This window comes from Micromonospora sp. WMMD961, assembly GCF_029626145.1.
In the GTDB taxonomy this organism is placed as follows: Bacteria; Actinomycetota; Actinomycetes; order Mycobacteriales; family Micromonosporaceae; genus Micromonospora.
Genome location: NZ_JARUBJ010000002.1, coordinates 2,495,047 through 2,521,601, shown reverse-complemented (window position 1 = coordinate 2,521,601; position 26,555 = coordinate 2,495,047). Strand labels below are relative to the sequence as shown.

Sequence of the window (26,555 nt, the reverse complement as noted above, 5' to 3'; positions counted from 1 at the left end):
ATGCGTCAGCTCCTCTCCCGGACGGCGGTCGTGCCGCCCGGTACGCGTACAGCGCGCTCCTGCGCTGGTGAACCGGTCACCTCGGCGAGCGTGTCGGTGCGTACGAGATCGATCACGCTGTGCGTCGACTGCCCGGCCCGCCAGGCGCGGTAGGCCTCGCCGGCCGCGACCCGCCTCGCGTGACGCTCGGCGACACCGTCGGCCGCCATGCGCTCGATGACCCGGCTCAGCTCGGCGGCGGAGTTCGCGGGGAGGACGACACCGCCGCCGCCTTCGAGCACATCCGTCCACGGTGTCTCCGCCGAGCAGACCACGGGACACGAGGCGGACAGACTCTCGGCGATGACGTGCCCGAAATTCTCCCCACGGGTGGGTAGGACGAAGGCGTCGTATCGCGTGAACGTGGCGCGGACCTCGGTTGGAGGCACCGGACCGCGGTACCGGACCGTCACCGTGGCGGGTAGCTCATCGCACAGCCGTTGGCATTCCCGCCAGTACGACGGGTCGTCCACCGGCCCGTGGATGTCGAGACTCAGCGGTCGGGTGACCGACCTCAGGGCCCGCAGCACCAGATCGAGGTTCTTCATCGGCGTGATGCGGCTGATGAAGACGAGTCGTAGGTGAGCGTCCTCGTGCTGCACCGGCGGTGCGGGGTCCACCGGTAGCAGGGTCTGGTTCTCGCGTAGCACGATCCGCGCGCCGGGAACGAGCGCGCGGATGTGGGCGGCCTCGCGATCGTTCGTCGCGTGCCACAGGACGTCGCGCCGAACCAGGAGCCGACGCCAGAGGGCCAGGAACAGCCTCTTCTTGTGCGACCGGATGCGGAGTGCCCCGGGCGAGAACTCTCCGCGCGGTGCGATGAGGATCCGCTTCGCGGCAACCAACCCCAGGATGGTCGCCAGCACCGGCAGCAACGAGAAGGTCGGCTGCCAGACGCTGTTGACGTAGAGCAGGTCGAACGGGCCGGCCGACCGCTGATCGCGCCAGATGCGCAACCAGTGCCGCGGGCTACGGCGGTTCAGATAGAAGACCCGGGACCGGGACCGTGTCGTCCACAGTCCGGACAGGCCCGCATACGGCTCCCGACAACCGAGATCACGATCACTGGTGACCAGCGTCAGGCGTACGTCCGACGGTAACCCGTCGACCATGGAGGTCAGGGATCGCACCGGACCGCCGGCCCGATAACCGGGTTCGAAGTACGCCGACGTAGCCAGCACCCGGTAGCCGTGCTCAGAGGGCACTGGACTTGAGGGCGATCGCACGGCTGGCACCTTCCCAGGTGAAATCGGCCAACTCACGGCCGAAGTGTCCGTACGCCGCAGTCTGTCGATAGATCGGGCGGAGCAGGTCCAGGTCTCGGACGATCGCCGCCGGACGCAGATCGAAGACCTCGGTGATGCTCTTTCTGATCGTCGACACGGACACGTTCTCCGTGCCGAAGGTCTCCACGGAGAGGCTGACGGGGTGTGCCTTGCCGATGGCATAGGCGACCTGCACCTCACAGCGCTCGGCCAGACCCGCGGCCACCACGTTCTTGGCCACCCACCGCGTGGCGTACGCCGCGGACCGGTCCACCTTGGACGGGTCCTTTCCGGAAAACGCGCCGCCGCCGTGCCGGGCGTAGCCGCCGTAGGTGTCGACGATGATCTTTCGCCCTGTCAGGCCGGCATCGCCCATCGGCCCACCGACCTCGAACCGGCCGGTCGGGTTGACCAGCAGCCGGTATCCGTCCGTGTCCAGGTCGAGACCCTCGAGTTCCGGGGCGATGACCTGTTCCCGGATGTCCGGCGTGAGCAGCGACTCCAGGGCGATGTTCGGGGCGTGCTGGGTGGAGACGACCACCGTGTGCAGACGGACCGGACGCATTCCCTCGTACTCGATCGTGACCTGCGTCTTGCCGTCGGGACGAAGATAGGGAATGGTGCCGTTCTTACGTACGGCAGCGAGTCGACGTGCCAGTCGGTGCGCGAGCGCGATCGGCAGAGGCATCAGCTCCGGGGTTTCCGAGCAGGCGAAGCCAAACATCATGCCCTGGTCACCGGCGCCCTGGGTGTCCAGTGTGCTGGACGAACCGGATCGCATCTCGATCGCGCTGTCAACGCCCTGGGCAATGTCCGGAGACTGTTTGCCGATCGAGACGCTCACACCGCAGGAAGCGCCGTCGAATCCTTTGGCCGAGGAGTCGTATCCGATGTCGATGATAAGCCGGCGGACGATCTCGGGTATGTCCACCTGCGCCGTCGTCGCCACTTCGCCGGCAACGTGCACCTGACCGGTGGTGAGGAGGGTTTCGACGGCGACCCGGCTACGGGGGTCGATGGTGAGCAACGCGTCCAGGATGCCGTCGCTGATCTGGTCAGCAACCTTGTCAGGATGCCCCTCGGTGACTGACTCGGACGTGAAAAGGCGGCCTGACACAATTACTCCCCTGGGTAAGAATATGCATTACGGCATGCGCTGGCGCAATAAAACAACGAGTTTCCGTACGATCAGTTACTTGGCCGGGCGTTCAATGTTGGCGTATCCACGTCGGGCGCGGGCGATCGTCCCGAGCATCATTTCCGGCTCGGTCGGCCGACGGGCGAGCCACGCCGTCGCCATTACCAGCATGGCCAGAACCACCAACCGAGGCCCGGTGCGGGTCATGTAGGTGAAGCCACCCACCCAGACCAGATCGAAGAGGCCCACGGCGAGAAGAACTCCCGCGACGTAGCTGCCGAGCGCCTTGGGCGTGGTCAACGGCCGCGACGACGCACGAGCCAGAAGCCGATCGATGGCAGACACGGCGAGACCGGTCACCGGAATCATCGCCGCCATGCCGACGACACCGAAATTGAACAGCCACTCGCCGTACCAGAGGGCCGCCACCGAATGGCCGGTGCCGGCCAGTCCGGGCGCGAGGTAAGGCACCAGTTCATAACCGAAGCCGACTGGCTTGTCGGGCCAGAACGCGCGGGGCACCAGGGCGACCGCGGCAGCGAAGAAGGTTTCGCCCCACCCTCGGGGCAGGATCCCGATGGTGTTCATCTGCCAGAGCTCGGCAAACGCGGACATCGGGCTGACGGCCGATCCGAAGCCATCGCTGTCGACATCCGAGGCCGCCCCACCGGCGCGAAGAGCGGCGAGAAACAGCAGGGCCGGTATTCCGCCGAGGACCACGAGCGCTTTGGTGTAACGCCGCCTGTCGCCATGAGCAAGGATGACCAGCAGGGCCAGGGCGAGGGACCCGAGGACGATGCGTCCGAATCCGTTGAACAGATAGAAGAAATAGACGGTGAAGGCTACGGCGCACACCGAACCGCACAGCACCTTCCATCGACCCAGCGGGCCGCGCAGCAGACCGGCCGCCAGTAACACGACGCCGACGAAGCCGACCGGCTTCGCGGTGAACTCGGTCTCGGCGGCGACCAGCGAGGCGATGACGGCGACGGCGAGGAGGACCAGCCCGAAGGTGAACGCCCACCCTGCGGTGCCCGCATCCACCCGGGCAGCGTCGAAGCGCGCCTTCAGGGCCGGGCCGCCGTCCCCCCAGAACAGCATCCACGTCAGCACGTTGCCGAAGAAACAGACGGCGACAATGGTGAACAACGGGATACCGGGATCGGTCATCACGTTATTGATGCTGTGGTAGAAGCCGCCGAATCCTACGAAGACCGCGAAGGCGAGGTTGTAGATCCCCACCGCCGTGATCCGGGTGCCCCCGTGTCGCCAGAACACCCAGGTGCCGAAGAGGATGGCGAGGAGGCTCAGGGCCACGGTGGCCTCGCGGTGCCAGTCGGTTTCCAGGGCCGGGTCGAGAACGAAGCAGGCGGCACCGGCCGTCAGCCAGGCGGCACCGGCGGCCAGGTTCTGCACGAACTGGGGCACCCCGTCGGCGCGCGGACGGGAGCGCGGCGCCGATCGGGTGACCGGTACATGGATTGTCCCCATGGCAGCGGAGCGTATCGGAACAGTCACCGCTCGATGCCTGATTCACATTCTTGGCCTGCCGTTTCCACCCGCACCCTTGTCGACTCCGGACCATCGCGCGCGCCAAGGTCCTGAATCGGCCGGCCGGCCGACCGCACCAACCCGACGCCAGGATCGTCACGCGAGGCATCGACGCCGACACGGTCAGCCACCTCGCGCCTCTCGACCTATTGACATCGATCACCCCGCAGCAGAAGGCTCGCGCCTACAGGTCCTTCACCCAAGGAGGCGCGATGAGACCGAGACGACTGGCGATCGCCAGCGTGGTCACCCTGCTCGGCGCACTGGCACTGACCCCACCCGCCAGCGCGAAGCCACCGTCCGAACCGACCGCCCGCGACGGCCTGGAGGTGTACGTCGGCACGGTCGACGCGAAACAGCGGGACCAGCTACGCGCGGCGGGGGTCGACCTCGGCCACGACGCGAAGACGGACGCGGCCGGCCGCACAGCGGTCGAGACGGTGCTCAGCCGCCGGCAGGCGAAGCGGCTCACCGACCAGGGCGTCCCGTTGTCGGTGAAGAAGGTGCGCGGCAAGGACGCGTCGCAGGCGCTGCGGGAGCAGGCGGCGGCCGGCTGGTCGTCGTTTCGCCCCTACGGGGAGCCGGGCGGCATCCGGGACGAACTGAACGCCGCCGCGGCCCGTTACCCCAAGCTGACCAAGGTGCAGACGATCGGTCGCAGCCATCAGGGGCAGCCGATCCTCGCCGTGAAGGTCACCAAGAACGCGCGGACCGTCGCGGACGGGAAGCGACCGGCGGTGCTCTACGTCGGCGCCCAGCACGCCCGGGAGTGGATCACGCCGGAGATGACCCGCCGGCTGATGCACCACGTGCTGGACAGCTACGGCAGCGACCGGGAGATCACCAAACTCCTGGATACGACCGAGCTGTGGTTCATCCCGGTGGCCAATCCGGACGGCTACGACTACACCTTCACGCCCGGCAACCGGCTGTGGCGCAAGAACCTGCGGGACAACGATGGCGACGGCCAGATCGGCCCCGGCGACGGCGTCGACCCGAACCGCAACTTCGCCTACAAGTGGGGGTACGACAACGAGGGCTCGTCGCCCGACCCCAACAGCGAGACCTACCGGGGGCCGGGGCCCAACTCGGAGCCGGAGACCGTAGCCCTGGATCGACTCTTCAAGCGGGTCGGGTTCGAGTTCCTCGTCAACTACCACTCGGCGGCCGAGCTGCTGCTCTACGGCATCGGTTGGCAGGTAAGCACTCCCAGCCCGGACGACGAGATCTACAAGGCGATGGTCGGGGACGACGCGCACCCGGCGGTGCCCGGTTACGACCCGGACATCTCCGCCGAGCTGTACACCACCAACGGTGACACCGACACCCACGCCACCATCCGGTATGGCACGCTGGGCTTCACCCCCGAGATGTCCACCTGTGAGGCCGCCTCGGCGGTCGACCCGGACGACGAGTGGCGCCCGGAGGACTGCGTCAGCGGGTTCATCTTCCCCGACGACGAGGAACTGATCGCCGGCGAGGTCAACAAGAACCTGCCCTTCGCGCTGGCCGTGGCCAAGTCGGCGGCGGACCCGGACGAGCCGGTCTCGGTGGTCGGCCGCAGCACCCCGGACTTCGTGGTGGACGCCTTCGACACGTCGTACGGGCGCACCCAGCAGGTCGCCGCGATCACCCGGCGGGCGCTGAAGAACGTCAAGATGCACTACACGGTCAACGGCGGGCGACCGAAGACCGTCGCGGTCCGCGAGTGGCGCGGCGGTGAGCGGTACGGCGACACGCACGACGACTACTACGCGGAGCTTCGCGGCACGGTCGGCGGCACGAAGCCGGGAGACCGGGTGGAGGTCTGGTTCACCGGCAACAAACCCCGGTCCGGCGTGGTCGCAAGCGAACACTTCACCTACCAGGTGCACACCGACGTCGGCGGTGACGTGCTGGTCCTCGCCATGGAGGACGTCACCGGTCTCAGCCCCGCACAGACCGGCACCACCGCGAAGTACGCCGACGAGGTCGCGGCGTCGCTGAGCGCCGCCGGGCGCAGCAGCGACGTGTACGACTTCGACGCCATGGGCCGCAAGGCACCACACCCGCTCGGTGTGCTGTCGCACTACAAGGCCGTGGTGTGGGAGACCGGTGACGACGTGATCCTGCGCTCCCCCGGCCAGGTCGCCGGCACCACGGCCAAGGCGGCGCTGGAGACCGAACTGGCCGTCCGGGACTACCTGAACGAGGGTGGGAAGCTCCTGGTCAGCGGCCAGTACGCGTTGTTCGCCCAGGGCGCCAACGGTTCGTACGTCTACCACCCCGACGCGCCGCCGGAGTGCACCGACGCCGACGATCCCATCTGCCTGCCGCTGCTCAACGACTTCCAGCAGTACTGGTTGGGGGCGTACACCTACGTCAGCGACGGCGGCACCTCAACAGAGGGCGACCCGTTCCCGGTCGCCGGACGCGACGACGCGTTCGCCGGCTTCGACGGGCAGCTCAACGCGCCCGGTTCGGCGGAGAACCAGGGGCACACCGCGTCGTTCCTGACCACGTCGAGTTTCCTGCCTCCGGACGAGTTCCCGCAGTTCGCCAGCTCCGCGCCGGTGGGCTGGACGCGACCGGGTGGCGCGCCGTTCGATCCGCGTACGGGTGAGTGGTACCTGCACAGCGGGCAGGCCGACGAGTCGTACAAGCGACTCACCCGTACCGTCGACCTCAGCGGGGCGAGCAGCGGGGAGCTGCGCTTCTTCACCTCGTACGAGATCGAGCAGAACTGGGACTTCCTCTTCGTCGAGGCCCACGAAGTGGGCAGCGACGACTGGACGACCCTGCCGGACGTGAACGGCAAGACCAGCACGGTCACCGGGGAGAGCTGCGCCTCGGGTTGGGACGAGTTGCACCCGTTCCTGGCCCACTACCAGGGCGCGGACTGCTCCCCCACCGGCAGCACCGGAAGCTGGAACGCGGCGACCGGGACGTCGAGCGGCTGGAAGGAGTTCGTGGTCGACCTGACCGCGTACGCCGGCAAGCAGGTCGAGGTGTCGATCACGTACACCTCGGACTGGGCCACCCAGGGCCTTGGCGTCTTCCTGGACGACGCCCGGGTGGTGGTCGACGGGTCGACCGTCGCGGAGACCTCGTTCGAGTCCGCCGACCTGGGAGGCTGGACGGTGGCCGGGCCGCCGGCCGGCTCCGGTGGCAACGCCAACGACTGGTCGCGCAGCCAGCAGGCGTTCGAAGAGGGCTCGGTGGTGGTCACCGGCGACACGGTGTACCTGGGCTTCGGGTTGGAGGGCCTCCCCCCGGCGGCCCGCGATGACCTGGTCGCCCGCTCGTTGACCCACCTCACCGGTCAACCCCGCCCCTGACGGCGGAGAGGTGCGCCGGCGGTCTGCGGACCGTCGGCGCACCTTCGGCGTACGCCGGGTGCGCCCGCCACCGATGTGATGAGCTGTACGGGTGTCGGGGCTGGGACTTGTGCTGCACCCCACCCGGGATGTCACCGAGGTGGTCGGGATCATCGAACGGTGGGCCACCCGCCATCACAAGACGCTGATGGTGCGCGAGGAGGACCAGCACCGCGTCCCGTCCTGCGTCGAGCCGGTGCCGGCGGACGAGGTCGCGACCCGCGCCGACGCGTTGATCAGCATCGGCGGTGACGGCACCATGCTGGGTGCGCTGCGTTCCGCCATCCGCGACCCGAAGCCGGTGCTCGGCGTACACCTGGGTCGTCTGGGGTTTCTGGTGGAGATCGAGCCGCCGGAGTTGCCCGAGGCGCTGAGCCGGCTGCTGTCGAAGGATTTCACCGTCGAGTCGCACGCCTGCCTCGCCTGTGACGTGTGCGGTGACGACGTCGTGGCGTTCAACGACATCGCGTTGGTCCGCCAGCCGGGGGCCGGTTTCGTCAGCGTCACGCTCGCCATCGACGGCCAGCAGTACGGCTACTACCGCAGCGACGCCGTGGTGGTCAGCACCCCGATCGGCTCGACGGCGTACAGCTACGCCGCCGGAGGCCCACTGATCTCCCCCGCCGCGGACTCGCTGGTGATCACTCCGGCGGCGCCGATGGCCGGCATCTCCCGGGCGGTCGTGCTCTCGCCGGACGAGAAGATCCGGTTGGAGTTGCAGCCCAACTCGTCGCCGGTCGTGGTGGAGATGGACGGGTTGGTGTTCCGCGACGCGGCGACGGAGGGGACGGTGGACATCTCGTACCGCCGCGACGCCGGTCTGGTGGTCCGTTTCGACCCGTTGCGTTACCAGGAGCGCAACCAGTTGAAGATGACGCTGCTCGACCTGCCGTTCCTCCCCGAGCAGCTCCGCGAACTGCTCCCCGAGGAGCTACGCCGACGCAGCGGCACGGAACTACCATCACCCGCCGACCCCCCACCCTGCTGAAGCCCCACCCTGCTGAAGCACCACCCCAGCCCCACCCGAGTTTGTTGATCATGAAGTTATTGCCACGACACGCCGCGTCACATGGCAATAACTTCATGGTCGACTTGGGTGGGGCGGAGGTGGAGGCGTGCGCAGGGGTGGTGGGTGGGGTCAGGCCTGGGTTAGGGCCTGGTCCACCAGGTTCTTGGCTTCTTCCTGGATCTTCTTCAGGTGGTCCGGGCCCTGGAAGGACTCGGCGTAGATCTTGTAGACGTCCTCCGTGCCGGAAGGCCTCGCGGCGAACCAGCCGGACTCGGTGCTGACCTTGAGTCCACCGATGGCAGCGCCGTTGCCGGGGGCGGTGGTCAACGTCGCGGTGATCGGCTCACCGGCCAACTCGGTGGCGGTGACCTGCTCCGGGGAGAGCTTGCCGAGCACGGCCTTCTGCTCCCGGGTGGCCGGGGCGTCGATCCGGGCGTACGACGGCGCGCCGAAGCGCTCGGCCAGCTCCGCCCAGTGCTCGCTCGGGCTACGCCCGGTGGTGGCCAGGATCTCGGCGGCGAGCAGACACAGCAGCAGGCCGTCCTTGTCCGTGGTCCAGGTGGAACCGTCGCGGCGCAGGAACGACGCCCCGGCGCTCTCCTCGCCGCCGAAGCCGACCGCGCCGTCGAGCAGACCGGGCACGAACCACTTGAAGCCCACCGGCACCTCCAGCAGCGGTCGGCCCAGGTCGGCGGCGACCCGGTCGATCATCGACGAGGAGACCAGGGTCTTGCCCACCGCGGCGGCCGGACCCCATTCGGTACGGGTACGGAACAGGTGACCGATCGCCACCGCCAGGTAGTGGTTGGGATTCATCAGGCCGGCGTCCGGGGTGACGATGCCGTGCCGGTCGGCGTCCGCGTCGTTGCCCGTGGAGATCTGGTAGTCGGCACGGGCGGCGATCAGTGATGCCATGGCGTTCGGCGAGGAGCAGTCCATCCGGATCTTGCCGTCGCCGTCCAGGGTCATGAACCGCCAGGTCGGGTCGACGGTCGGGTTGACCACGGTCAGGTCCAGCCGGTGCCGCTCGGCGATCTCACCCCAGTACGCCACGCTCGCCCCGCCGAGCGGGTCCGCTCCGATCCGCACCCCGGCGTCGCGGATCGCGTCGATGTCGATCACCGCCGGCAGGTCGTCGACGTAGTGGGCGAGGAAGTCGTACTCCCCGGTGGTGTCCGCGGCCCTGGCCCGCGCGTGGGTGATCCGGCGGACCTCCTTGAGCCCCGCGGCGAGGATGGTGTTGGCCCGGTCCTGAATCCACCGGGTGACGTCGGTGTCGGCCGGACCGCCGTTGGTGGGGTTGTACTTGAAACCGCCGTCGTCGGGCGGGTTGTGCGACGGGGTGATCACGATGCCGTCGGCGAGCCCGCTGGTCCGCCCCCGGTTGTGGGTGAGGATCGCGTGCGACAGCGCCGGGGTCGGGGTGTAGCCGTCACGGCTGTCGACCAGCACGGTGACCCCGTTGGCGGCGAGCACCTCCAACGCGTCCACGGCGGCCGGCGCGGACAGCGCGTGGGTGTCCCGGGCGAGGAAGAGCGGGCCGTCCAGCCCCTGCTCCCGCCGGTAGTCGCAGAGCGCCTGGGTGACCGCCAGGATGTGGTCGGAGTTGAACGCGTTGCGCAGGCTGGAGCCGCGGTGGCCGGAGGTGCCGAAGGAGACCTGCTGCGCCGGGTCCGTGGGATCCGGGTGCTCGGCGTAGTAGGCGGTCACCAGGCGCGGCACGTCGACCAGATCGGCGGGCTCGGCGGGCTGGCCGGCACGGGGGTGGGTCACTGCGGGATCCTCCTCGGGAAGTGCGAATCGGTCACGGCTCGACCTTCTGGCCCTTGCCGATCACCACGATGCCGTTGTCGGAGACGGTGTAGCGCTGCCGGTCCTTCTCCAGGTCGACGCCGATCTCGACGCCCTCCGGGACGAACACGTTCTTGTCCAGGATGGCCCGCCGGACCACCGCGTGCCGGCCGATCTCCACACCCTCCATCAGCACCGAGCCCTCGACGTGCGCCCAGGAGTGCACCCGGACCTTCGGCGACACGATCGAGTTCTCCACCAGCGACCCGGAGATCACCACGCCCGGGGAGACCATCGAGCCGACCGCCCGGCCGACCCGCTCACCCCACTGGTGGACGAACTTCGCCGGCGGCCACGGCGGCTGCTCGGTGTAGATCGGCCAGTCGAAGTTGTAGAGGTTGAACACGGGGTGCACGTTGATCAGATCCATGTGCGCGTCGTAGAACGAGTCGAGCGTTCCCACGTCGCGCCAGTAGCCGCGATCGCGGTCGGTGCTGCCCGGCACCTCGTTGTCGCGGAAGTCGTAGACGTTGGCCTCGCCCCGCTCGACGAGCATCGGGATGATGCTGCCGCCCATGTCGTGCTTGCTGCTCTTGTCGGCGGCGTCACGCTCGACCGCCTCGCAGAGCGCCCGGGTGGTGAAGACGTAGTTGCCCATCGAGGCGTAGATCTCGTCCGGCGCGTCGGGCAGGCCGACCGCGTCGGTGGGCTTCTCGCGGAACGCGCGGATCTTCCGACCGTCCTCGCCGACCTCGATGACACCGAACTGGTCGGCCATCGACAGTGGTTGGCGGATGCCGGCGACGGTGACCGCCGCGCCGGAGGCGATGTGGTCCTCCACCATCTGCCGGGGGTCCATCCGGTAGATGTGGTCGGCCCCGAAGACGATCACGTAGTCGGGCTGCTCGTCGTTGATGAGGTTGAAGCTCTGGTAGATGGCGTCGGCCGAGCCGGCGAACCACCACGGGCCACGACGTTGCTGCGCGGGCACCGGGGTGACGTAGTTGCCGAGCAGGGTGGACATCCGCCAGGTCTTGGTGATGTGTCGGTCGAGGGAGTGGGACTTGTACTGGGTCAGCACGACGATCTTGAGATAGCCGGCGTTGGCCAGGTTGGAGAGGACGAAGTCGACCATGCGGTACATCCCGCCGAACGGGACGGCCGGCTTGGCCCGATCCGTGGTGAGCGGCATCAGGCGCTTGCCCTCCCCACCCGCCAGGACGATCGCGAGCACCTTGGCAGCCATGCCCCGACGCTATCCACCCGCGTCGCACTTCACCACTCGTACGGGGACTCTTCTGCACTAGGGTGCGGGGTCATGACGGAACCCACCCCGCTGCGCGTCGACCTGCTCACCCGCGAGTACCCGCCGGAGGTCTACGGCGGCGCGGGCGTGCACGTCGAATACCTGGCCCGGGAGTTGCGCCGCCGCACCGACGTACGCGTGCACTGCTTCGGCCTGCCGCGCACCGAGCCGGGCGTCACCGCGTACGCCGAACCGCCCGGCCTGGCCGACGCGAACGCCGCGCTCCGGACGATGGGCGTGGACCTGGAGATGGCCGCCGGCGCGGCCGGCAGCGACGTGGTGCACAGCCACACGTGGTACGCGAACCTGGCCGGACACACCGCGAAGCTGCTGCACGGGGTGCCGCACGTGGTGACCGCGCACAGCCTGGAACCGCTGCGGCCGTGGAAGGCCGAGCAGCTCGGCGGCGGTTACGCGCTCTCTTCCTGGATCGAGCGCACGGCGTACGAGGCGGCCGACGCGATCATCGCGGTCAGCGGGGGGATGCGCACCGACGTGCTGACCGCCTACCCGCAGATCGACCCGTCGAAGGTCCGGGTGGTCTACAACGGCATCGACACCGTGCAGTACGCCCCGGACGCCGGCACCGACGTGCTGGATCGGCTCGGCATCGACCCGTCCCGCCCCAGCGTGGTCTATGTGGGCAGGATCACCCGGCAGAAGGGGCTGCCGTACCTGCTGCGGGCGGCCCGGGAGTTGCCGGCGGAGACCCAGCTCGTGCTGCTCGCCGGCGCGCCGGACACCGCCGAGATCGCCGCCGAGGTGGAAGAACTGGTCGCGGAGCTGCGGGCCAACCGCTCCGGCGTGGTCTGGGTGGCGGAGATGCTGCCCAAGCCCGAGGTGATCCAGGTGCTCACCCACGCGACGGTCTTCGTCTGCCCATCCGTGTACGAGCCGATGGGCATCGTCAACCTGGAGGCGATGGCCTGCGAGACGGCGGTGGTGGCGACCGCCACCGGTGGCATCCCCGAGGTCGTCGCCGGCGACGAGACGGGCCTGCTGGTCCCCATCGAGCAGGCCACCGACGGGTCCGGAACTCCACTGGCCCCGGACCGCTTCGTGGCCGACCTGGCGGCGGCGATCAACACGCTGCTCGCCGACCCGGCGCGTACCGAGCGGTTCGGCCTGGCCGGCCGGCAGCGCGCCGTGCAGCACTTCTCCTGGGACTCCATCGCCCGACAGACCCTGGAGGTGTACCGCTCGGTCGGGGCGACGGGCTAGCGCTCAGCGACCCGTCCGACGCCACAGCAGGTACCCGGCACCCAGGACGGCGACGGCGAACACGACGTTCACCGGCGTCGGCCAGGGGCCGCGCTGTGGACGGCCGGCGCCGCGGACGGTCAGCTCGGGCAGCAGGCCGGCAGCTAGGTGCAGGTCGAAGACCTCGCAGTTCTGCATGCCCAACTCGCAGGTACGGCCGGTGTCAAAGCGGGACAGCGTCCGTCGGGTACCGGTGCCGAGTTGCACCTCGGCCAGGGCCAGGTGACCCGCTGAGTCACTTGTCGCGACGACCATCGTGTCCGCCGAGCGCCAGCCGAGCAGCCGCACGACGTCTTGGACCGCCGCCGGTGGTGTGCGGGCGTCCGTGACGGGCAGGAAGTCGACGTCGCCGACCTTCCACAGGAAGGTGCCGTGGCGGCCGGTGTCTCCGCCGGTGGTGCCGTTGAACGGTCCATCCGTGATCCACTGCTCGGTGGCGAGGAACCGGCCGTCCGGCGACCAGCCGACCCCGGCCGCCAGTTCACGTCCGGCCGGGATCCGGACCTTGCCGTACTCGCGCCCGTCCAGGTCGATGAGGTGGGCCGTCTGGCCGACCTGCACGGCCAGGCGGCGGCTGTCCGGCGCGAACGCCGCCGTCCACGCCGGTTTGATCGTCGGCACCTGGGTGCGGCGTCCGGTCGACAGGTCGAGCAGCCAGAGCGTGCCGGTGCGGGCCACCTCGGCTTCGACGACGTTGACGCTGCCGAACTCACCGGAGTTGGTGAGCGGCGCCGCGCTGTACGCGACGTGACCGCCGTCGGGGGACCACGCCAGCAGCCGCACGCCGACCGCTTCGCCGAGCGGGACGGATCGACGCCTCCCGGTGGTCAGGTCCTCGAGGATCAGGTCGTCGGTCGCACCGCGGTCGTCGCCGAGCAGCACGTGAGTGCCGTCCGGGGCGAGGAGCGCCGAGGGCCGGTTCCGCTGCTCACTGGCGTCGACCCGCCGATAGGTGTTTCCGTCGGCCCCGACGACCAGTGACTGGAACATGCTGAACGTCTCGCCGTTGCCGTAGCCGTAGAGGGCGATCGCGCGGCCGGGCGGAGCCTTCGCGACGGTGCTGGTGAGGAGTGAGTACCCGGCGAGACGGTCCGGCAGGCTCGGCCTCGTCGACGGGGCCGCCGGCTGGACGGAACCCTGCACACCGGGCACGATCAGGACGGCCAGGACCAGCGCGGCGACCACCCACACCGAGGCGACGCCGAGCCGGCGGCGCCGAACCGAGCGGCGGGCCCGGGTGAGCGCGCCGTCCAGGTGACCGGGCGGCAACGGCGGCGGATCGTCCGGCAGGGTGGCGAACAGGTCGTCGGCGGCCGACCACTGCCCGCACAGCCGGTACGCCAGTCGTCGCAGCCACGGCATGCGTGCCTGCGCGTACTCGACGTACTCTCGTTCAGTGCGCAACCCGGCCTCCCGAAACACTAGGAGTGGTCCCGGACCCGTTTTGGTTGTGGCGGGCCGCGCGCGAACTCGCGTCGTGACCGCATCGCGGCCGATCCGGTCGGGCTGAGCCGCGTGCCGCGGAACTCACCTCAGATCGCCGTACCGGGCGGGGACTTGAGCAGCGAAGCCGCCTCGGCACGATAGCCGCCCTGCCCGGTGCGCAGGGCGATGGCCGCCAGCCGAATCAGATCGATGTTGACCCCGGCGGCACCGCTCGGATCGTGCACCGTCAGTTTCACGTCGAGGCTCACGGCCGTCCCACCCCAGCCCTGCGCCTCCAGGTTGAGGTGCGCCACCTTCTGCGAACCGAGATGCGGCAGATACCCGAGCGGGGCCACCTCGACGCTGGCAGCGTCCGACAGGGCGTTGAGCTTGGACTGCTTCTTGGTGTTGGGGTTCTCGACCAGGTTGCGGAAGTCTTCGGTGCCGCCCAGGTTGACCTGGTAGGAGCTGACGAGCGTGAGGCCCCGCTCCTGCAGGAGCCGCAGCAGGGCGTCGTGCAGCACCGAGGTGCCGAACTGGCTGGCCAGGTCGTCGCCGATCAGCGGCAGCCCGGCCGCCTCGAAGCTGTCCAGCAGGTGTGGATCCCGGGCGACCGGGTCGGAGGTCGTGTTGATGAAGGCGACGCCCGCCCGGTGGGCGGCCTCGGCGTACGCCAGGGCGGTCGCTGGCCGGCCACTGGGTGCCGAGTAGAGCAGCACCTCCGCCCCGGCCAGCGCCGCCGCCACCCGCGGCACCTCGCTCGCGTCGACGAGGCCCTTCGTGACGGGCACACCCGCGCTGGGCAGGTCGCAGTCCAGCCGGGGGAAGTTGTTCGGCGGCAGGAAGATCGCCTCGGTCAGGTCCCGACCGATCTTCTCCTCGGAGGTGGCGAAGGCCGCCACGACGTCGATGTCCCCCACCCCGAGCCCGTCGACCATCGGGCTGCGGACCCCGACCAGGCTGCCGCTCTGGCGGTAGAGAGCAAGCCCCTGCACCAGCGCCGAGGTGTTGTTCCCGACACCAACAACCGCGAGCTTCACCGGTTTGATCATGGTCCGAGGCTACGTCACCTCGGCGCGTTCGGCGGTGGGGCGACCCGCTCCGGCGCACCGCCGTCGGCGTCGGCGTCGGCGTCGGCGTCAGCGTCAGCGTCAGCGTCAGCGTCAGCGTCAGCGTCAGCGTCAGCGTCAGCGTCAGCGTCAGCGTCAGCGTCAGCGTCAGCGTCAGCGTCAGCGTCAGCGTCAGCGTCGGAAAGTGTCGTACAGATGTTCTAGTATCTAATGGTGATCGATGCGTTGGAGCAGGCGGAGGCGGCAGTCGCGGCCTGCTTCGACACGTCCGCCTGGGCAGCGACCGAGCACGATCTCGTCGCCGCACTGGACGCCGCGCACCGGATCGAGCAACGGCTCGCCGCGGTCAAGCTGAGCCTCGTGCGTGAGCTGGACGGTCGCGGCACCGCGACGGCGCAGGGCGCCTCCTCGACGGCGGTGTGGCTACGTGACCGGTTACGCCTCGGCGTCGGTGTCGCCCGCCGGCTGGTCGAGCTGGCCGCGACGCTCGAATCCGCGCCGAACGGCGTGCGGGACGCGTTGGCCGGCGGGTCGGTCGATGTGGAGCAGGTCCGGGTCATCGCCAACACGGTTGAGACCGTCCGGGTCAGCGCCGGCACGGAGGCTGCCGACAAGGCCGTCGGCGTCCTCGTCGGGTGGGCGGCGCAGTTCGACGCCGCCCTGCTGCGCAGGCTCGGCACCCGCATCCTCGACCACGTCGCCCCGGACGTCGCCGACGCCGCCGCCGAGGCCGCGCTGCGGGCGCAGGAGTCGCGGGCCGCCGGGGACCGGCACGTCACGATCAGCGAGCAGTCCGACGGCCGGCTGCGCCTCGCCGGCATCCTCGACACCGAGGCCGCCGCCGCGTTGCGCGCCGCCATCGACCCGCTGACCGGGCCCACCGGCCCCGACGACACCCGCACCGCCGGGCAGCGCCGCCACGACGCCCTCGCCGACGTCTGCCGACTGGCCCTGCGAACCGGTGAGCTACCCGAGAGCGGCGGCGACCTCACCCAGGTCGTCGTCACCACCAGCTACGACGAGCTGACCCGACAGCTGGGCACCGGCGCTCTCGACATCGGCCAGCACCTCACCCCCGCCACCGTGCGCCGCCTGGCCTGCGACGCAAGCATTCTGCCCGCCGTGCTCGGCGGCACCGGCCAGGTCCTCGACGTCGGCCGGCAACGCCGGCTCATCACCGGCCCGCTGCGCCGCGCCCTGGTGCTGCGCGACCGGGGTTGCGCGTTCCCCGGTTGCGACCGCCCGCCGCGTTGGTGCGACGGCCACGTGCGCCGTGAGGCGCTGATTGATCGAGTGGAGGTGAGAGACCACCACCGCCGTCCTGTCGCGGCAGGACGGTGAAGCTGAGGGGCAGCCGGGTTCGGGAGGTGCCGGGCCTGGCGGCAAGCGGCCCCTGACGACGCCGAGGCGTGCCAGTACTGCCAGATGGTGCGGGTTCGGCTAGCGAGTCGGAGAGGTGTACGTGAGGAACTGGTGTGTGAAGCCCCCTAATGGACCACCAGCTGGGAATCTGGCAGATGGCTGGGCGCGGTGCGTACCCGCCCCTGATGGGCGGGGAACTCCGGGTCGGTGATGTGGACGGCCGGCTGGAGGCCACGACGAAGTGCCGCGGGGTAGTCGTGGCGATGCCGCGGGGGTAGAGCCAGGCGCCTCCTTCGACGATCGATCGGTCAGTGAACACGGGAACCGTCACGGACGTGCCTGATACCGCGTGGCCAACGCGGGTGGGGCTGGGTCCACCGTCGGCCGATCCGGCCGTGACGGGGCGGAGTCGCCGTAGTAGTCCGAGGTCGGGAGAGCCGGCCGCATGGCGAAGGGCGACAGCGAGGTCAGCAAGGAAGGGACTGTGATGGTCGAAGATCCCGGAGTGAATGTTCCGGGCGCGTGGCCTGACGCCGGGTTGGCGCAGGCGCGGGTACGACGGATGCAGACCAAATTGCACCAATGGGCGACGGCCGATCCGTGCCGTCGCTTCGATGATCTGTACAACCTGGTGTATGACCCGGCGACGCTGATGATGGCGTTCGACCGGGTCGCGGGCAACGCCGGGGCCCGTTCTGCGGGTGTGGACGGCTCAACCGTCTTTGACATTCGGGAGCGGGTCGGTGAACAGGCGTTCTTGGAACGCATTCGAGAGCGGTTGAAAGCGCGAGAGTTTCAGGCGTTGCCGGTGCGGCAGCAACTGATTCCGAAGCGCGGGTCGGGCAAGGTCCGCAAGTTGGGGATCCCGACGGTTACCGACCGGGTGGTCCAAGCGGCGCTGAAGCTGGTGTTGGAGCCGATCTTCGAGGCGGACTTCAAGCCGTCATCGTTCGGTTTCCGGCCCAACCGGCGAGTGCACGACGCGATTGCCGAGATTCAGATGTTGGGCACGAAGGGTTATCAGTGGGTCCTGGATGCCGACATCGAAGCGTGTTTCGATTCCATCGACCACACCGCGTTGATGGATCGGATGCGTCTACGGATCTCGGACAAACGTGTACTGGCCCTGGTGAAGGCGTTCCTGAAAGCCGGAGTCATGACCAGATCCGGTGATCGGGAGGACAGCCTCACCGGCACTCCTCAAGGGGGCATTCTCTCACCGCTGCTGGCCAACATCGCTCTGAGCGTGCTCGATGAGCACTTCGACGCTCAGTGGCGGTCATGGAGCCACGAGCGCCGCAAGACCCGGCGTCGCAACGGGCTGGGCACCTGGCGGATGGTCCGCTACGCGGACGACTTCGTCGTGCTGGTGTTCGGTACCCAAACCAACGCCGAAACGGTGCGCGAGGAGGTGAGCAGGGTGCTGGCACCTGTGGGACTTCGCCTGTCCGTGGCGAAAACCCAGGTGGTGCACATGAGCGACGGGTTCGACTTCCTCGGCTTCCATATCAAGTGGATGCGTAAACGGGGAACGGATAAGAGCTACGTCTACACCTTCATCGCAGACAGGCCAGTCCGCGATTTCAAGGCAAAGATCCGAACTCTGACCCGCAGATTGTCCCAGGCCGAGTACCGGGCAACGCTGATCCGGATCAACCAGATCCAGCGTGGCTGGGCGAACTACTTCAAACACGCGGTGGCCAAACACACCTTCGACAAACTCCAGACCTTCGTCTGGTGGCGCGTCGTGCACTGGGTGATGCGCCGCCAACGCATGCCTTGGAGAGACGTCCGGCGATGGTTACGCGGCCCTACTGGCTGGCGTCCCATCGCCCTGGACGGGATCGAACTGTTCAACATCGCCTCAACACGAGTCAGCCGATACCGGCTGCGAGGCAACACGATCCCATCCCCTTGGCCCTTACAGATCACCGACCAGATGGCATGACCTCGTGGAGAGCCCGGTGCGGTGAAAGTCGCACGCCGGGTTCGGAGAGCGGCCCGGGGAAACGGGGCAGCGGCAACGCCGCCACCGCGCCCCGGGCCGACTCAACCACATCCACCACTGGGCCGACGGCGGCGACACCACCCTCGCCAACGCCGTGCTGCTCTGCGGCCACCACCACCGCCACCTGCACCGAGGCGACTGGGCCGCCCAGCTTGGCGGCGACGGCCACCCCGAGTTCGTCCCGCCGGCCTGGCTCGACCCCGAACAACTCCCCCGCCGCAACCACTACCACCGACGCAACTAGCTTGATCTTCGGGAGTGTCGACGGCTGTTCTCATGATCGACCAGGGTCGATGGCACCGCCCCGCAGGTTGAAGATCAAGCTAGACGGCCCACGGAGCGTCGGTCAGGCACCGAGACCGTCGCCGCGCAGGCGGTCCCGGCAGAAGTCGCGGAAGGATCGTGGCGTACGACCGGTCACGTCCGCCACGGTCGAGGTCGTCCGGTCCTCCGCGCCCGCCGCGATCGCGGTGTCCAGGCTGGCGAGGAAGTGGGCGTAGTCCACCGGAATGCCGTTCGCGCTGTGGCGGACGGCCAGTTCCGCCGCGTCGATCGCACGGTGCCGGACCGGCCGACCACCGACCTCGGTGAGGACGGCGGCGACGGCGTCGTAGCTGAGCGCCTCCGGTCCGGTGATGATGTGGTCGGTGTTGTGCGGCGTCGGGTCCGTGAGAGCCCGCACCGCCACCTCGGCGATGTCGGCCGGGTCGACGAAGCCGACCCGGGCGGTGCCGGTGGCGCTGACGATCTCGCCATGATCGCGGGCGCTGACCGCGTAGGGCTGCTCACCGACGAAGTTCTCCATGAACCAGGAGGGCCGCAGCACCGCCCACTCCCCGAACAGCTCACCCAGCCGCGCCTGCACCAGGCCCAGTCCGTGCTCGGCGGGCGGGACGGCCGAGGAGCTGAGCAGCACCACCCGGCGGACACCGGCGGCACGTGCCCGCTCGAGGAAGGGCAGCATGACCGGTGCCGGGTCGACCTCGCCGACCGGGGGGATGGTGTAGATCGCGCGCACGCCATCCAGAGCGTCCGGGTGGGTGGTCGGGTCGTACCAGTCGAAGCGGAATCCTCCGGCGGAGGGGCGTCGGCTGGCGATCCGGGCGGGATGACCGCGTTCGGCAAGTTTGGCGGCGACGATGCGGCCGGTGGTCCCGGTGCCACCGATGACCAGCATCATGAGCGCACCAGGCCGCCACCGAGCAGTTCCTGTGCGGCGATCGGATCCCAGTAGTCGCGGTAGTGCACCAGCTTCCCGGCACGGATGGTCAGGACGGCGATGTAGCGCAGCTCGTACGGCCGACCGGAGGCGACGACGACACCGGAGGCGACGAACTCGACGACGACGACCTCGGGGTCCCTGGTCTCGTGCACGGTGCGATCGTGGATCTCGCGGACGTCGAGCAGGTCCGGATAGTTGATCAGGTACTCGTGCAGGTCGGCGCGTCCGGCTACGCGGCGCGGCTGGCCGGGCGGCGCGAACGGGAGTTCCAGCACCGCGTCCTCGGCGAACAGCGCGATGAACCCGGCCATGTCCTTGGCGAGCAGCAGCTCCATGCCGCGGTGGAACACCGCGGCGGGGTTGTCCGACATGATCGTCCTTTCGTCGTCCGGGACGGTCGCGATAAGATTCGGACCGCCGGTCCGCTTCGACTATACGGACCGCCAGTCCGTTTGGCGAGAGGGGGCCCGGTGCGGGCCGATGCGCTACGCAACAGGGAGTCGGTGCTGGCCGCCGCCGGGCGCCTCTTCGACGCCGCAGCCGACCCCGATCAGGTGTCGATGGACGACATCGCCACCGCCGCCGGCGTCGGCAAGGGCACCCTGTTCCGGCGCTTCGGCGACCGGATCGGGCTCATCCGCGCCCTCTACGAGCAACGGGGGCTGCGGTTGCAGGATGCGCTCACGGCGTCACCCACCCGGCCCGCGGCGGAGCAGACCGTCGAACTGCTGCGGGCCATGCTGCGCTTCAAGCTCGACAACCGGGTGCTCACGCTGGCACTCGAGAGCGCGGGAGGCGGCAGCCCGTACCGCAATGAGGCGTACGACCACTGGCACACCCTGCTCGCCGGCCTCGTCGCGGACGTACGCGGCCCGCACGCGGCGGACTATCTGGCCCACGCCCTGCTCGCCGCCGTCCGCAGCGACCTGGTCGAGCACCTGCGCGACTGGCCCGAAGCCCGGTGGCACGCGGGACTGACCGCGCTGGTCGACTCCGTGCTCGGTCCCGACGGCCACCACGCTGACTGACTCTTCCGGACCGGCGCGCCACCATCCCGCACCGGGACAGGTGACGGCCGTCAGGCGACGCCGAGGGCGGTGGCGAGCTGGACGACGCCGGCGGGCGCGTCGGCGGACCGCCACACGACGGCGACCAGCTTCCGTACCGCCGGACGGTCGTGCACCTCGCTGCGGACGGTGCGTTCCGCGTCGAGCAGCGTCCGGCCAGCCCGCAGCATGTCGCCGGCCAGGGCGCATGCGCGGGCCACATCGCGGAGGTACGCGGCGCGGTGCTCGGCCGGCAGCCACCGCCACTCCTCGCCAGCCGAGGGCGCGCGCCGGCAACGGGATTGGCCGGGAACAGCGGCCCATCCGGCGAACGTTGATGCATCGCGCCGTCGATCGCGGAATTCGGCGAGCAGTACCAGGCCAGTGCGACGCCGATCAGATCTGCAGTGCGCATCTTGGATGAGCGGGGCTGGATCGAGGTGCACCAGGGCAAGGGCCCTTCCGTGGCCCCCGACCCGCCCGCCTGACTCTCGCGTCAACCCGGATCACGCAAAGGCTGAGCGATCGTTGGCTGCTGAGCGGTGCGACACGCCGGGCGCGGTGCTGCTGATACGCCAACGATCTTCGGCCGCTCGACCGAGACCACCGCTCCACCCGTTCGCGCTCCGGAACCGCCTGCCGGATCCGTTCGAGTCGCCCAGGCGGCCTTGATCCACTCACCTCGCAGGAAACCGCGGCATCCACGGCGCATCGAGACCGCAGTTTCACGGAACGCGAGTGGATCAAGGCAAGGAGGCCGGTCAGATGGCCCTAACCTGCGGAGATCCGCGCAACTTCGGGGAAACTGCTGTCTCAGCACGCCGCGATGCAGCAGCTTCCCCGAAAGTACGCGGATCTTGGTGTGCGCACGAGCGGGCGGGGACCGACGGGGTGCTTGGCCGCGCGCGAACGGATCTCGCGCAGTAGGTTGGCGGGGTGACTGGACGGTTCCCGATCGAAGACGTCTCCCCCGTCGTCTCGTGCGGGCGGTACCCGGCCAAGGCGGTGGTCGACGAGCCGGTTCCGGTGTCGGCGCGCGCCTACCGGGAGGGGCACGACGCGCTGGGCTGCAACGTGGTGTGGGCTGGTCCGGACGGCGCGAGCCGGCCGTTCACCCGGATGCGCCCCGGTGAGCCCGGCCAGGACCGCTGGCACGCCACCATCACGCCGGACGCCGTCGGCGAATGGACCTTCTCCGTCGAGGCGTTCCAGGACCCGTACCTGACCTGGCAGAACGCGGTGACCAAAAAGATCGCCGCCGGGCAGGGGCCAACCGACCTGGCCAACGACCTGGCCGAGGGCGCGCGGGTGCTCGCCGCCGCCCGGGACCTCGTGCCGGCCGCCGACCGCCCCCAGGTCGCCGACGCGCTCACCGCGCTGGTCGAGACCGACCTGCCGCTGGCGCAACGGGTCGACCCGGCGCTCGCCCTGGCCGACCTGCTCTGGGAGCACCCGGTGCGGGAGCTGGTCACGGCCGGTGACACGTACTCGATCTGGGTCGACCGCAAGCGGGCGCTCTTCTCCGCCTGGTACGAGTTCTTCCCGCGCTCCGAGGGGGCCTCGGGCGGCCGGTCCGGCACGTTCGCGACCGCCACCGACCGGCTGCCCGGCGTCGCCGCGATGGGCTTCGACGTGCTCTACCTGCCGCCGATCCACCCGATCGGCCGGGTGAACCGCAAGGGCCGCAACAACGCGCTCACCGCCGGGCCGACCGACGTGGGCTCGCCGTGGGCGATCGGCGCCGCCGAGGGCGGCCACGACACCATCCACCCCGATCTGGGTACGCCGGCGGACTTCCGGGCCTTCGTCCAGGCGGCGGCGGCGCAGGGCCTGGAGGTGGCGATGGACCTGGCGCTGCAGTGCGCGCCGGACCACCCGTGGGTCACCGAGCACCCGGAGTGGTTCACCACCCGGGCCGACGGCAGCATCGCGTACGCGGAGAACCCGCCGAAGAAGTACCAGGACATCTACCCGGTCAACTTCGACAACGACCCGGAGGGCATCCGGGCCGAGGTGCTGCGGGTGGTGCTGCACTGGGTCGGCGAGGGCATCCGGATCTTCCGGGTGGACAACCCGCACACCAAGCCGTTCGACTTCTGGCACTGGCTGATCGCCGAGGTCAAGACTGTCGATCCGGACGTGCTGTTCCTGGCCGAGGCGTTCACCCGGCCGGCGATCATGCACGGTCTCGGCAAGATCGGCTTCACCCAGTCGTACACCTATTTCACCTGGCGCACGACGGCCGCGCAGATGCGGGAGTACTGCGAGGAGCTGGTCGCGTCGGCCGACCACATGCGGCCCAACTTCTGGCCGAACACGCCGGACATCCTGCACGAGTCGTTGCAGCACGGCGGCCCGCCGATGTTCAAGATCCGGGCGGTGCTGGCCGCGCTGCTCTCCCCCTCCTGGGGGATGTACGCCGGTTTCGAGCTGTTCGAGCACGTGGCCCGGCCGGGCGCAGAGGAGTACCTGGACAACGAGAAGTACGAGCTGCGGCCCCGGGACTGGGCCGCAGCCGAGGCGCAGGGCCGTTCGCTGGCACCGTTCCTGACCACCCTCAACCGGGTACGCCGGGACAACCCGGCGCTGCACCAGCTCCGCAACCTGCGGTTCCACGAGATCGACAACCCGGCGTTGCTGTGCTGGTCGAAGCACGACCCGGAGACCGGCAACACTGTCATCGTGGTCTGCTCGTTCGACTCGCGCGAGGTGCAGTGGGGCAACACCACGCTGGACATGCCAGCGCTCGGCTTCGACTGGCACGAACGGTTCACGGTGCACGACGAACTGACCGGCACCAGCTACGACTGGGGTCAACGCAACGCGGTACGGCTCGACCCGTACCTGCAACCGGCGCACGTGTTGACCGTGCGCCGCCCGGCCCCGCCGACCGTGCCGCAGCCGGCCGGAGCGGAGCCGGCCGACCTCACCGTCGCCGACGTGCCGGACGACCTGTCCGGCGGCACCGCCCCGGTGGCCCCGGCCACCGAACCGTCGGCCCCCGCCACCGCGCCGTCGGCCCCCGCCACCGCGCCGGAGACCCCGGCCAGCGTGGCGGCGACGCCGGCCACCCTGGCGTCCCGGGCGACGGCCCGTGCGGCCGCCACCCGCCCGTCCCGTTCCGCGCCGACCGCTCCCGCCTCGAAGGACGACCGATGGACCAGCTGATCTCCGGCGCGACGCACGACCCGCACGCGCTGCTCGGCGCGCACCCCGCCGACGGGTCGACCACGATCCGCACGCTGCGCCGGGGAGCCGGTGACGTGGTGCTGCTCGTCGGCGACGAGCGGTACCCGATGAAGCGGGTGCACGACGTGGGCGTCTTCGAGGCCACCGTCGAGGGCACCGTGCTCGACTACCGGGTGGACGTCGACGGCGTCGCCCACGACGACCCGTACCGCTACCCGCCGACCCTCGGTGAGCTGGACCTGCACCTGATCGGCGAGGGCCGGCACGAGCGGCTGTGGGACGCGCTGGGCGCACGGGTCTTCGACGAGGGCGTGGCGTTCAGCGTGTGGGCGCCCAACGCCCGCGGTGTCCGGGTGATCGGCGACTTCACCGGCTGGGCGCCCGACGACGGTTGGCCGATGCGGTCGCTCGGCTCCAGCGGCGTGTGGGAGCTGTTCGTGCCCAACGCACGGGTCGGGGCCCGCTACAAGTACCGGGTCCTCGGCGCCGACGGGCGGTGGCGGGACAAGGCCGACCCCCTGGCCGCGTACGCGGAGGTGCCGCCGGCCACCGCCTCGGTGGTGCACCACTCGACGTACCGGTGGAACGACGCGGACTGGCTGGCCCGCCGGGCCGAGCGGCAGCCGCACCAGGAGCCGATGAGCGTCTACGAGGTGCACCTCGGCTCGTGGCGGCCCGGGCTGGGCTATCGCGAGCTGGCCGAGCAGCTCACCGAGTACGTCACCGGATTGGGCTTCACGCACGTGGAGTTCCTGCCGGTGATGGAGCACCCGTTCGGTGGTTCCTGGGGTTACCAGGTGACCGGCTACTACGCGCCGACGTCCCGCTTCGGCGACCCGGACGACTTCCGCTACCTGGTGGACCGGCTGCACGCCGCCGGCATCGGCGTGATCCTCGACTGGGTGCCCGCGCACTTCCCCAAGGACGAGTGGGCCCTGGCCCGCTTCGACGGCACGCCGCTCTACGAGCACCCCGACCCGCGCCGCGGCGAACACCCCGACTGGGGCACGTACGTCTTCGACTTCGGCCGCAGCGAGGTGCGCAACTTCCTGGTCGCCAACGCGCTCTACTGGTGCGACCAGTTCCACGTCGACGGGCTGCGGGTGGACGCCGTCGCCTCGATGCTCTACCTGGACTACTCCCGCAACCACGGCGAGTGGGCGCCCAACCAGTACGGCGGTCGGGAGAACCTGGAGGCCATCGCGCTCATGCAGGAGGTGAACGCGACCGTCTACAAGCACCACGCCGGGGTCATGATGATCGCCGAGGAGTCCACCGCCTGGCCAGGCGTGACCGGCTCCACCGCGAACGGCGGGCTGGGCTTCGGCTTCAAGTGGAACATGGGCTGGATGCACGACACCCTGCTCTACACCTCGAAGGACCCGATCTACCGCCAGCACCACCACCACCAGCTCACCTTCTCCCTGGCGTACGCCTGGAGCGAGAACTACGTGCTGCCGATCAGCCACGACGAGGTGGTGCACGGCAAGGGCTCGCTGGCCGGCAAGATGCCCGGCGACACCTGGCAGCGGCTGGCGAACGTGCGCGCGCTGCTGGCGTACATGTGGGCGCACCCCGGCAAGCAGTTGCTCTTCATGGGCTCCGAGCTGGCCGACGACCGGGAGTGGAGCGAGGAACGCGGCCTCGACTGGTACCTGCTGCACGACCCGGCCCGCGCCGGCGTGCAGCGCCTCGTCGGCGACCTCAACCGGGTCTACCGGGACACCCCGGCGCTCTGGGCACAGGACACCGACCCGGCCGGGTTCCGCTGGATCGCCGGCGACGACGTCGCCAACAACACCGTGTCGTTCGTCCGGATCGCCCCGGACGGCTCGACGCTGGTGTGCGTGGCCAACTTCTCCGCGTTGCCGCTGCACGACTACCGGATCGGCCTGCCGGCCGGCGGGACGTGGACCGAGGTGCTCAACACCGACGCGCACCACTACGGCGGGTCGGGGGTGGGCAACCTCGGTGAGGTACGGGCCGAGGACGTGCCGTGGCACGGGATGGTGGCGTCGGCGGCGCTCCAGGTCCCGCCGTTGGGCGTCATCTGGCTCCGCCAGGGCTGAATGGTCTGAGGCAGCGGGGTCGACTGGCGGTGCTCCGCCGAAGGGGAACCACACACGGCGGCTGCCGTGGGCTCGCTACGGCCGGGGCTTCACGTCACTTCCGGCGGGCGCTCGGATTCCACGGCAGGGTCACCAGATCCACCAGAAACATGCGGCTGAACCGCATCTGCCGCTCGAGAATGCCTCTGCCGAGAGGGCTCACCGAGAAGTGGGCAGCTTGGATCGCCATCGTCACGATCGCCGTTAAGACAGAGACAACGAAGACCGCGACAAGGGGGGCGACGATGCCCACCGAAACGCCATGGCTGATCAGGTGATGAGCCTTGAGGACCTGAGTCGAAGCGATGACGGCGATCGACACGAAGATCACCCGCCACGACAGCACGAGCAGTCGATAGGACATGCGGCCCCTGGTCGCGGCCACCTGCTCGTGGGACATCTACTTCTCC

Annotated in this window: 20 protein-coding genes and 1 pseudogene; 10 read left to right on the top strand and 11 right to left on the bottom strand. The window is 69.6% G+C overall.

The window, feature by feature from the left end; genetic code table 11:
• Positions 1 to 5: 5 nt before the first annotated feature.
• The 3 genes from O7614_RS11895 to O7614_RS11885 all read right to left on the bottom strand — a co-directional run bounded on the left by O7614_RS11895 (position 6) and on the right by O7614_RS11885 (position 3,933).
• Entirely contained in the window at positions 6 to 1,244 is a 1,239-nt protein-coding gene (locus tag O7614_RS11895; protein WP_278138516.1) for a glycosyltransferase, read from the bottom strand.
• Entirely contained in the window at positions 1,234 to 2,421 is a 1,188-nt protein-coding gene (metK, locus tag O7614_RS11890; RefSeq protein WP_278138515.1) for a methionine adenosyltransferase, read from the bottom strand. Before metK ends, O7614_RS11895 begins: the two co-directional genes overlap by 11 nt.
• Before the next feature lie 75 nt (positions 2,422 to 2,496).
• Positions 2,497 to 3,933: a hypothetical protein gene (locus O7614_RS11885; protein WP_278138514.1), complete on the bottom strand. Its 1,437-nt coding sequence runs from the start codon at positions 3,931 to 3,933 to the stop codon at positions 2,497 to 2,499.
• 272 nt (positions 3,934 to 4,205) lie between these two features.
• Here O7614_RS11885 and O7614_RS11880 point away from each other — a divergent pair, with 272 nt between their 5' ends.
• Together O7614_RS11880 and O7614_RS11875 are read left to right on the top strand one after the other, a co-directional pair.
• Positions 4,206 to 7,310 carry a M14 family metallopeptidase gene (locus O7614_RS11880; RefSeq protein WP_278138513.1) on the top strand — a complete coding sequence of 1,035 codons (3,105 nt, stop codon included), beginning with the start codon at positions 4,206 to 4,208 and terminating at the stop codon, positions 7,308 to 7,310.
• A 91-nt stretch (positions 7,311 to 7,401) separates the two neighbouring features.
• Positions 7,402 to 8,337: an NAD(+)/NADH kinase gene (locus tag O7614_RS11875; RefSeq protein WP_278138512.1), complete on the top strand. Its 936-nt coding sequence runs from the start codon at positions 7,402 to 7,404 to the stop codon at positions 8,335 to 8,337.
• Between the two features lie 150 nt (positions 8,338 to 8,487).
• Here the strand turns inward: O7614_RS11875 and pgm are convergent, their stop codons facing one another.
• A complete protein-coding gene (gene pgm / locus O7614_RS11870) occupies positions 8,488 to 10,131 on the bottom strand; it encodes a phosphoglucomutase (alpha-D-glucose-1,6-bisphosphate-dependent) (protein WP_278138511.1) in 1,644 nt (547 codons plus the stop codon).
• Positions 10,132 to 10,162: 31 nt separating this feature from the next.
• Positions 10,163 to 11,395 (bottom strand): glucose-1-phosphate adenylyltransferase, encoded by a 1,233-nt coding sequence (gene glgC / locus O7614_RS11865; RefSeq protein ID WP_278138510.1) that lies wholly within the window; start codon positions 11,393 to 11,395, stop codon positions 10,163 to 10,165.
• A gap of 72 nt (positions 11,396 to 11,467) precedes the next feature.
• Between glgC and glgA the strand changes: the two genes are divergently transcribed.
• Positions 11,468 to 12,676 carry a glycogen synthase gene (gene glgA / locus O7614_RS11860; RefSeq protein ID WP_278138509.1) on the top strand — a complete coding sequence of 403 codons (1,209 nt, stop codon included), beginning with the start codon at positions 11,468 to 11,470 and terminating at the stop codon, positions 12,674 to 12,676.
• Positions 12,677 to 12,679: 3 nt separating this feature from the next.
• Here glgA and O7614_RS11855 read toward each other — a convergent pair whose 3' ends face one another.
• Together O7614_RS11855 and O7614_RS11850 are read right to left on the bottom strand one after the other, a co-directional pair.
• Entirely contained in the window at positions 12,680 to 14,119 is a 1,440-nt protein-coding gene (locus O7614_RS11855) for a hypothetical protein (protein ID WP_278138508.1), read from the bottom strand.
• Positions 14,120 to 14,247: 128 nt separating this feature from the next.
• Positions 14,248 to 15,192: an inositol-3-phosphate synthase gene (locus O7614_RS11850; RefSeq protein ID WP_278138507.1), complete on the bottom strand. Its 945-nt coding sequence runs from the start codon at positions 15,190 to 15,192 to the stop codon at positions 14,248 to 14,250.
• 231 nt (positions 15,193 to 15,423) lie between these two features.
• On the opposite strand from O7614_RS11850, the gene O7614_RS11845 reads away from it, so the two are divergent.
• The 3 genes and pseudogenes from O7614_RS11845 to O7614_RS11835 form a co-directional block, all read left to right on the top strand.
• Positions 15,424 to 16,551, top strand: coding sequence for a DUF222 domain-containing protein (locus tag O7614_RS11845; protein WP_278138506.1), 1,128 nt, complete (start codon positions 15,424 to 15,426; stop codon positions 16,549 to 16,551).
• Between the two features lie 466 nt (positions 16,552 to 17,017).
• Positions 17,018 to 18,520: a group II intron reverse transcriptase/maturase gene (gene ltrA / locus O7614_RS11840; RefSeq protein WP_278137201.1), complete on the top strand. Its 1,503-nt coding sequence runs from the start codon at positions 17,018 to 17,020 to the stop codon at positions 18,518 to 18,520.
• 103 nt (positions 18,521 to 18,623) lie between these two features.
• Positions 18,624 to 18,824: pseudogene (locus tag O7614_RS11835) on the top strand (HNH endonuclease); the annotation flags it as partial.
• A gap of 102 nt (positions 18,825 to 18,926) precedes the next feature.
• On the opposite strand, the gene O7614_RS11830 reads toward O7614_RS11835, so the two are convergent.
• Positions 18,927 to 19,760, bottom strand: a complete 834-nt coding sequence (locus tag O7614_RS11830; RefSeq protein WP_278138505.1) for an NAD-dependent epimerase/dehydratase family protein — start codon at positions 19,758 to 19,760, stop codon at positions 18,927 to 18,929.
• On the bottom strand, positions 19,757 to 20,173 hold the full coding sequence (locus tag O7614_RS11825; protein WP_278138504.1) for a nuclear transport factor 2 family protein: 417 nt from the start codon (positions 20,171 to 20,173) through the stop codon (positions 19,757 to 19,759). Before O7614_RS11825 ends, O7614_RS11830 begins: the two co-directional genes overlap by 4 nt.
• 99 nt (positions 20,174 to 20,272) lie before the next feature.
• Here O7614_RS11825 and O7614_RS11820 point away from each other — a divergent pair, with 99 nt between their 5' ends.
• The gene (locus O7614_RS11820; RefSeq protein WP_278138503.1) at positions 20,273 to 20,830 is read left to right on the top strand and encodes a TetR/AcrR family transcriptional regulator; all 558 of its coding nucleotides are present in this window, start codon (positions 20,273 to 20,275) and stop codon (positions 20,828 to 20,830) included.
• Between the two features lie 50 nt (positions 20,831 to 20,880).
• On the opposite strand, the gene O7614_RS11815 is transcribed toward O7614_RS11820, so the two are convergent.
• The gene (locus O7614_RS11815) at positions 20,881 to 21,069 is read right to left on the bottom strand and encodes a hypothetical protein (RefSeq protein ID WP_278138502.1); all 189 of its coding nucleotides are present in this window, start codon (positions 21,067 to 21,069) and stop codon (positions 20,881 to 20,883) included.
• A gap of 120 nt (positions 21,070 to 21,189) precedes the next feature.
• On the opposite strand from O7614_RS11815, the gene O7614_RS11810 reads away from it, so the two are divergent.
• The 3 genes from O7614_RS11810 (at position 21,190) to glgB (ending at position 26,106) form a co-directional block, all read left to right on the top strand.
• Positions 21,190 to 21,336, top strand: coding sequence for a GntR family transcriptional regulator (locus O7614_RS11810; RefSeq protein ID WP_347404398.1), 147 nt, complete (start codon positions 21,190 to 21,192; stop codon positions 21,334 to 21,336).
• Positions 21,337 to 21,784: 448 nt separating this feature from the next.
• The gene (locus O7614_RS11805) at positions 21,785 to 24,016 is read left to right on the top strand and encodes an alpha-1,4-glucan--maltose-1-phosphate maltosyltransferase (RefSeq protein WP_278138501.1); all 2,232 of its coding nucleotides are present in this window, start codon (positions 21,785 to 21,787) and stop codon (positions 24,014 to 24,016) included.
• Positions 24,004 to 26,106 (top strand): 1,4-alpha-glucan branching protein GlgB, encoded by a 2,103-nt coding sequence (glgB, locus tag O7614_RS11800; RefSeq protein WP_278138500.1) that lies wholly within the window; start codon positions 24,004 to 24,006, stop codon positions 26,104 to 26,106. Before O7614_RS11805 ends, glgB begins: the two co-directional genes overlap by 13 nt.
• Before the next feature lie 94 nt (positions 26,107 to 26,200).
• Here glgB and O7614_RS11795 read toward each other — a convergent pair whose 3' ends face one another.
• Entirely contained in the window at positions 26,201 to 26,545 is a 345-nt protein-coding gene (locus O7614_RS11795; protein ID WP_278138499.1) for a hypothetical protein, read from the bottom strand.
• Positions 26,546 to 26,555: the final 10 nt, after the last annotated feature.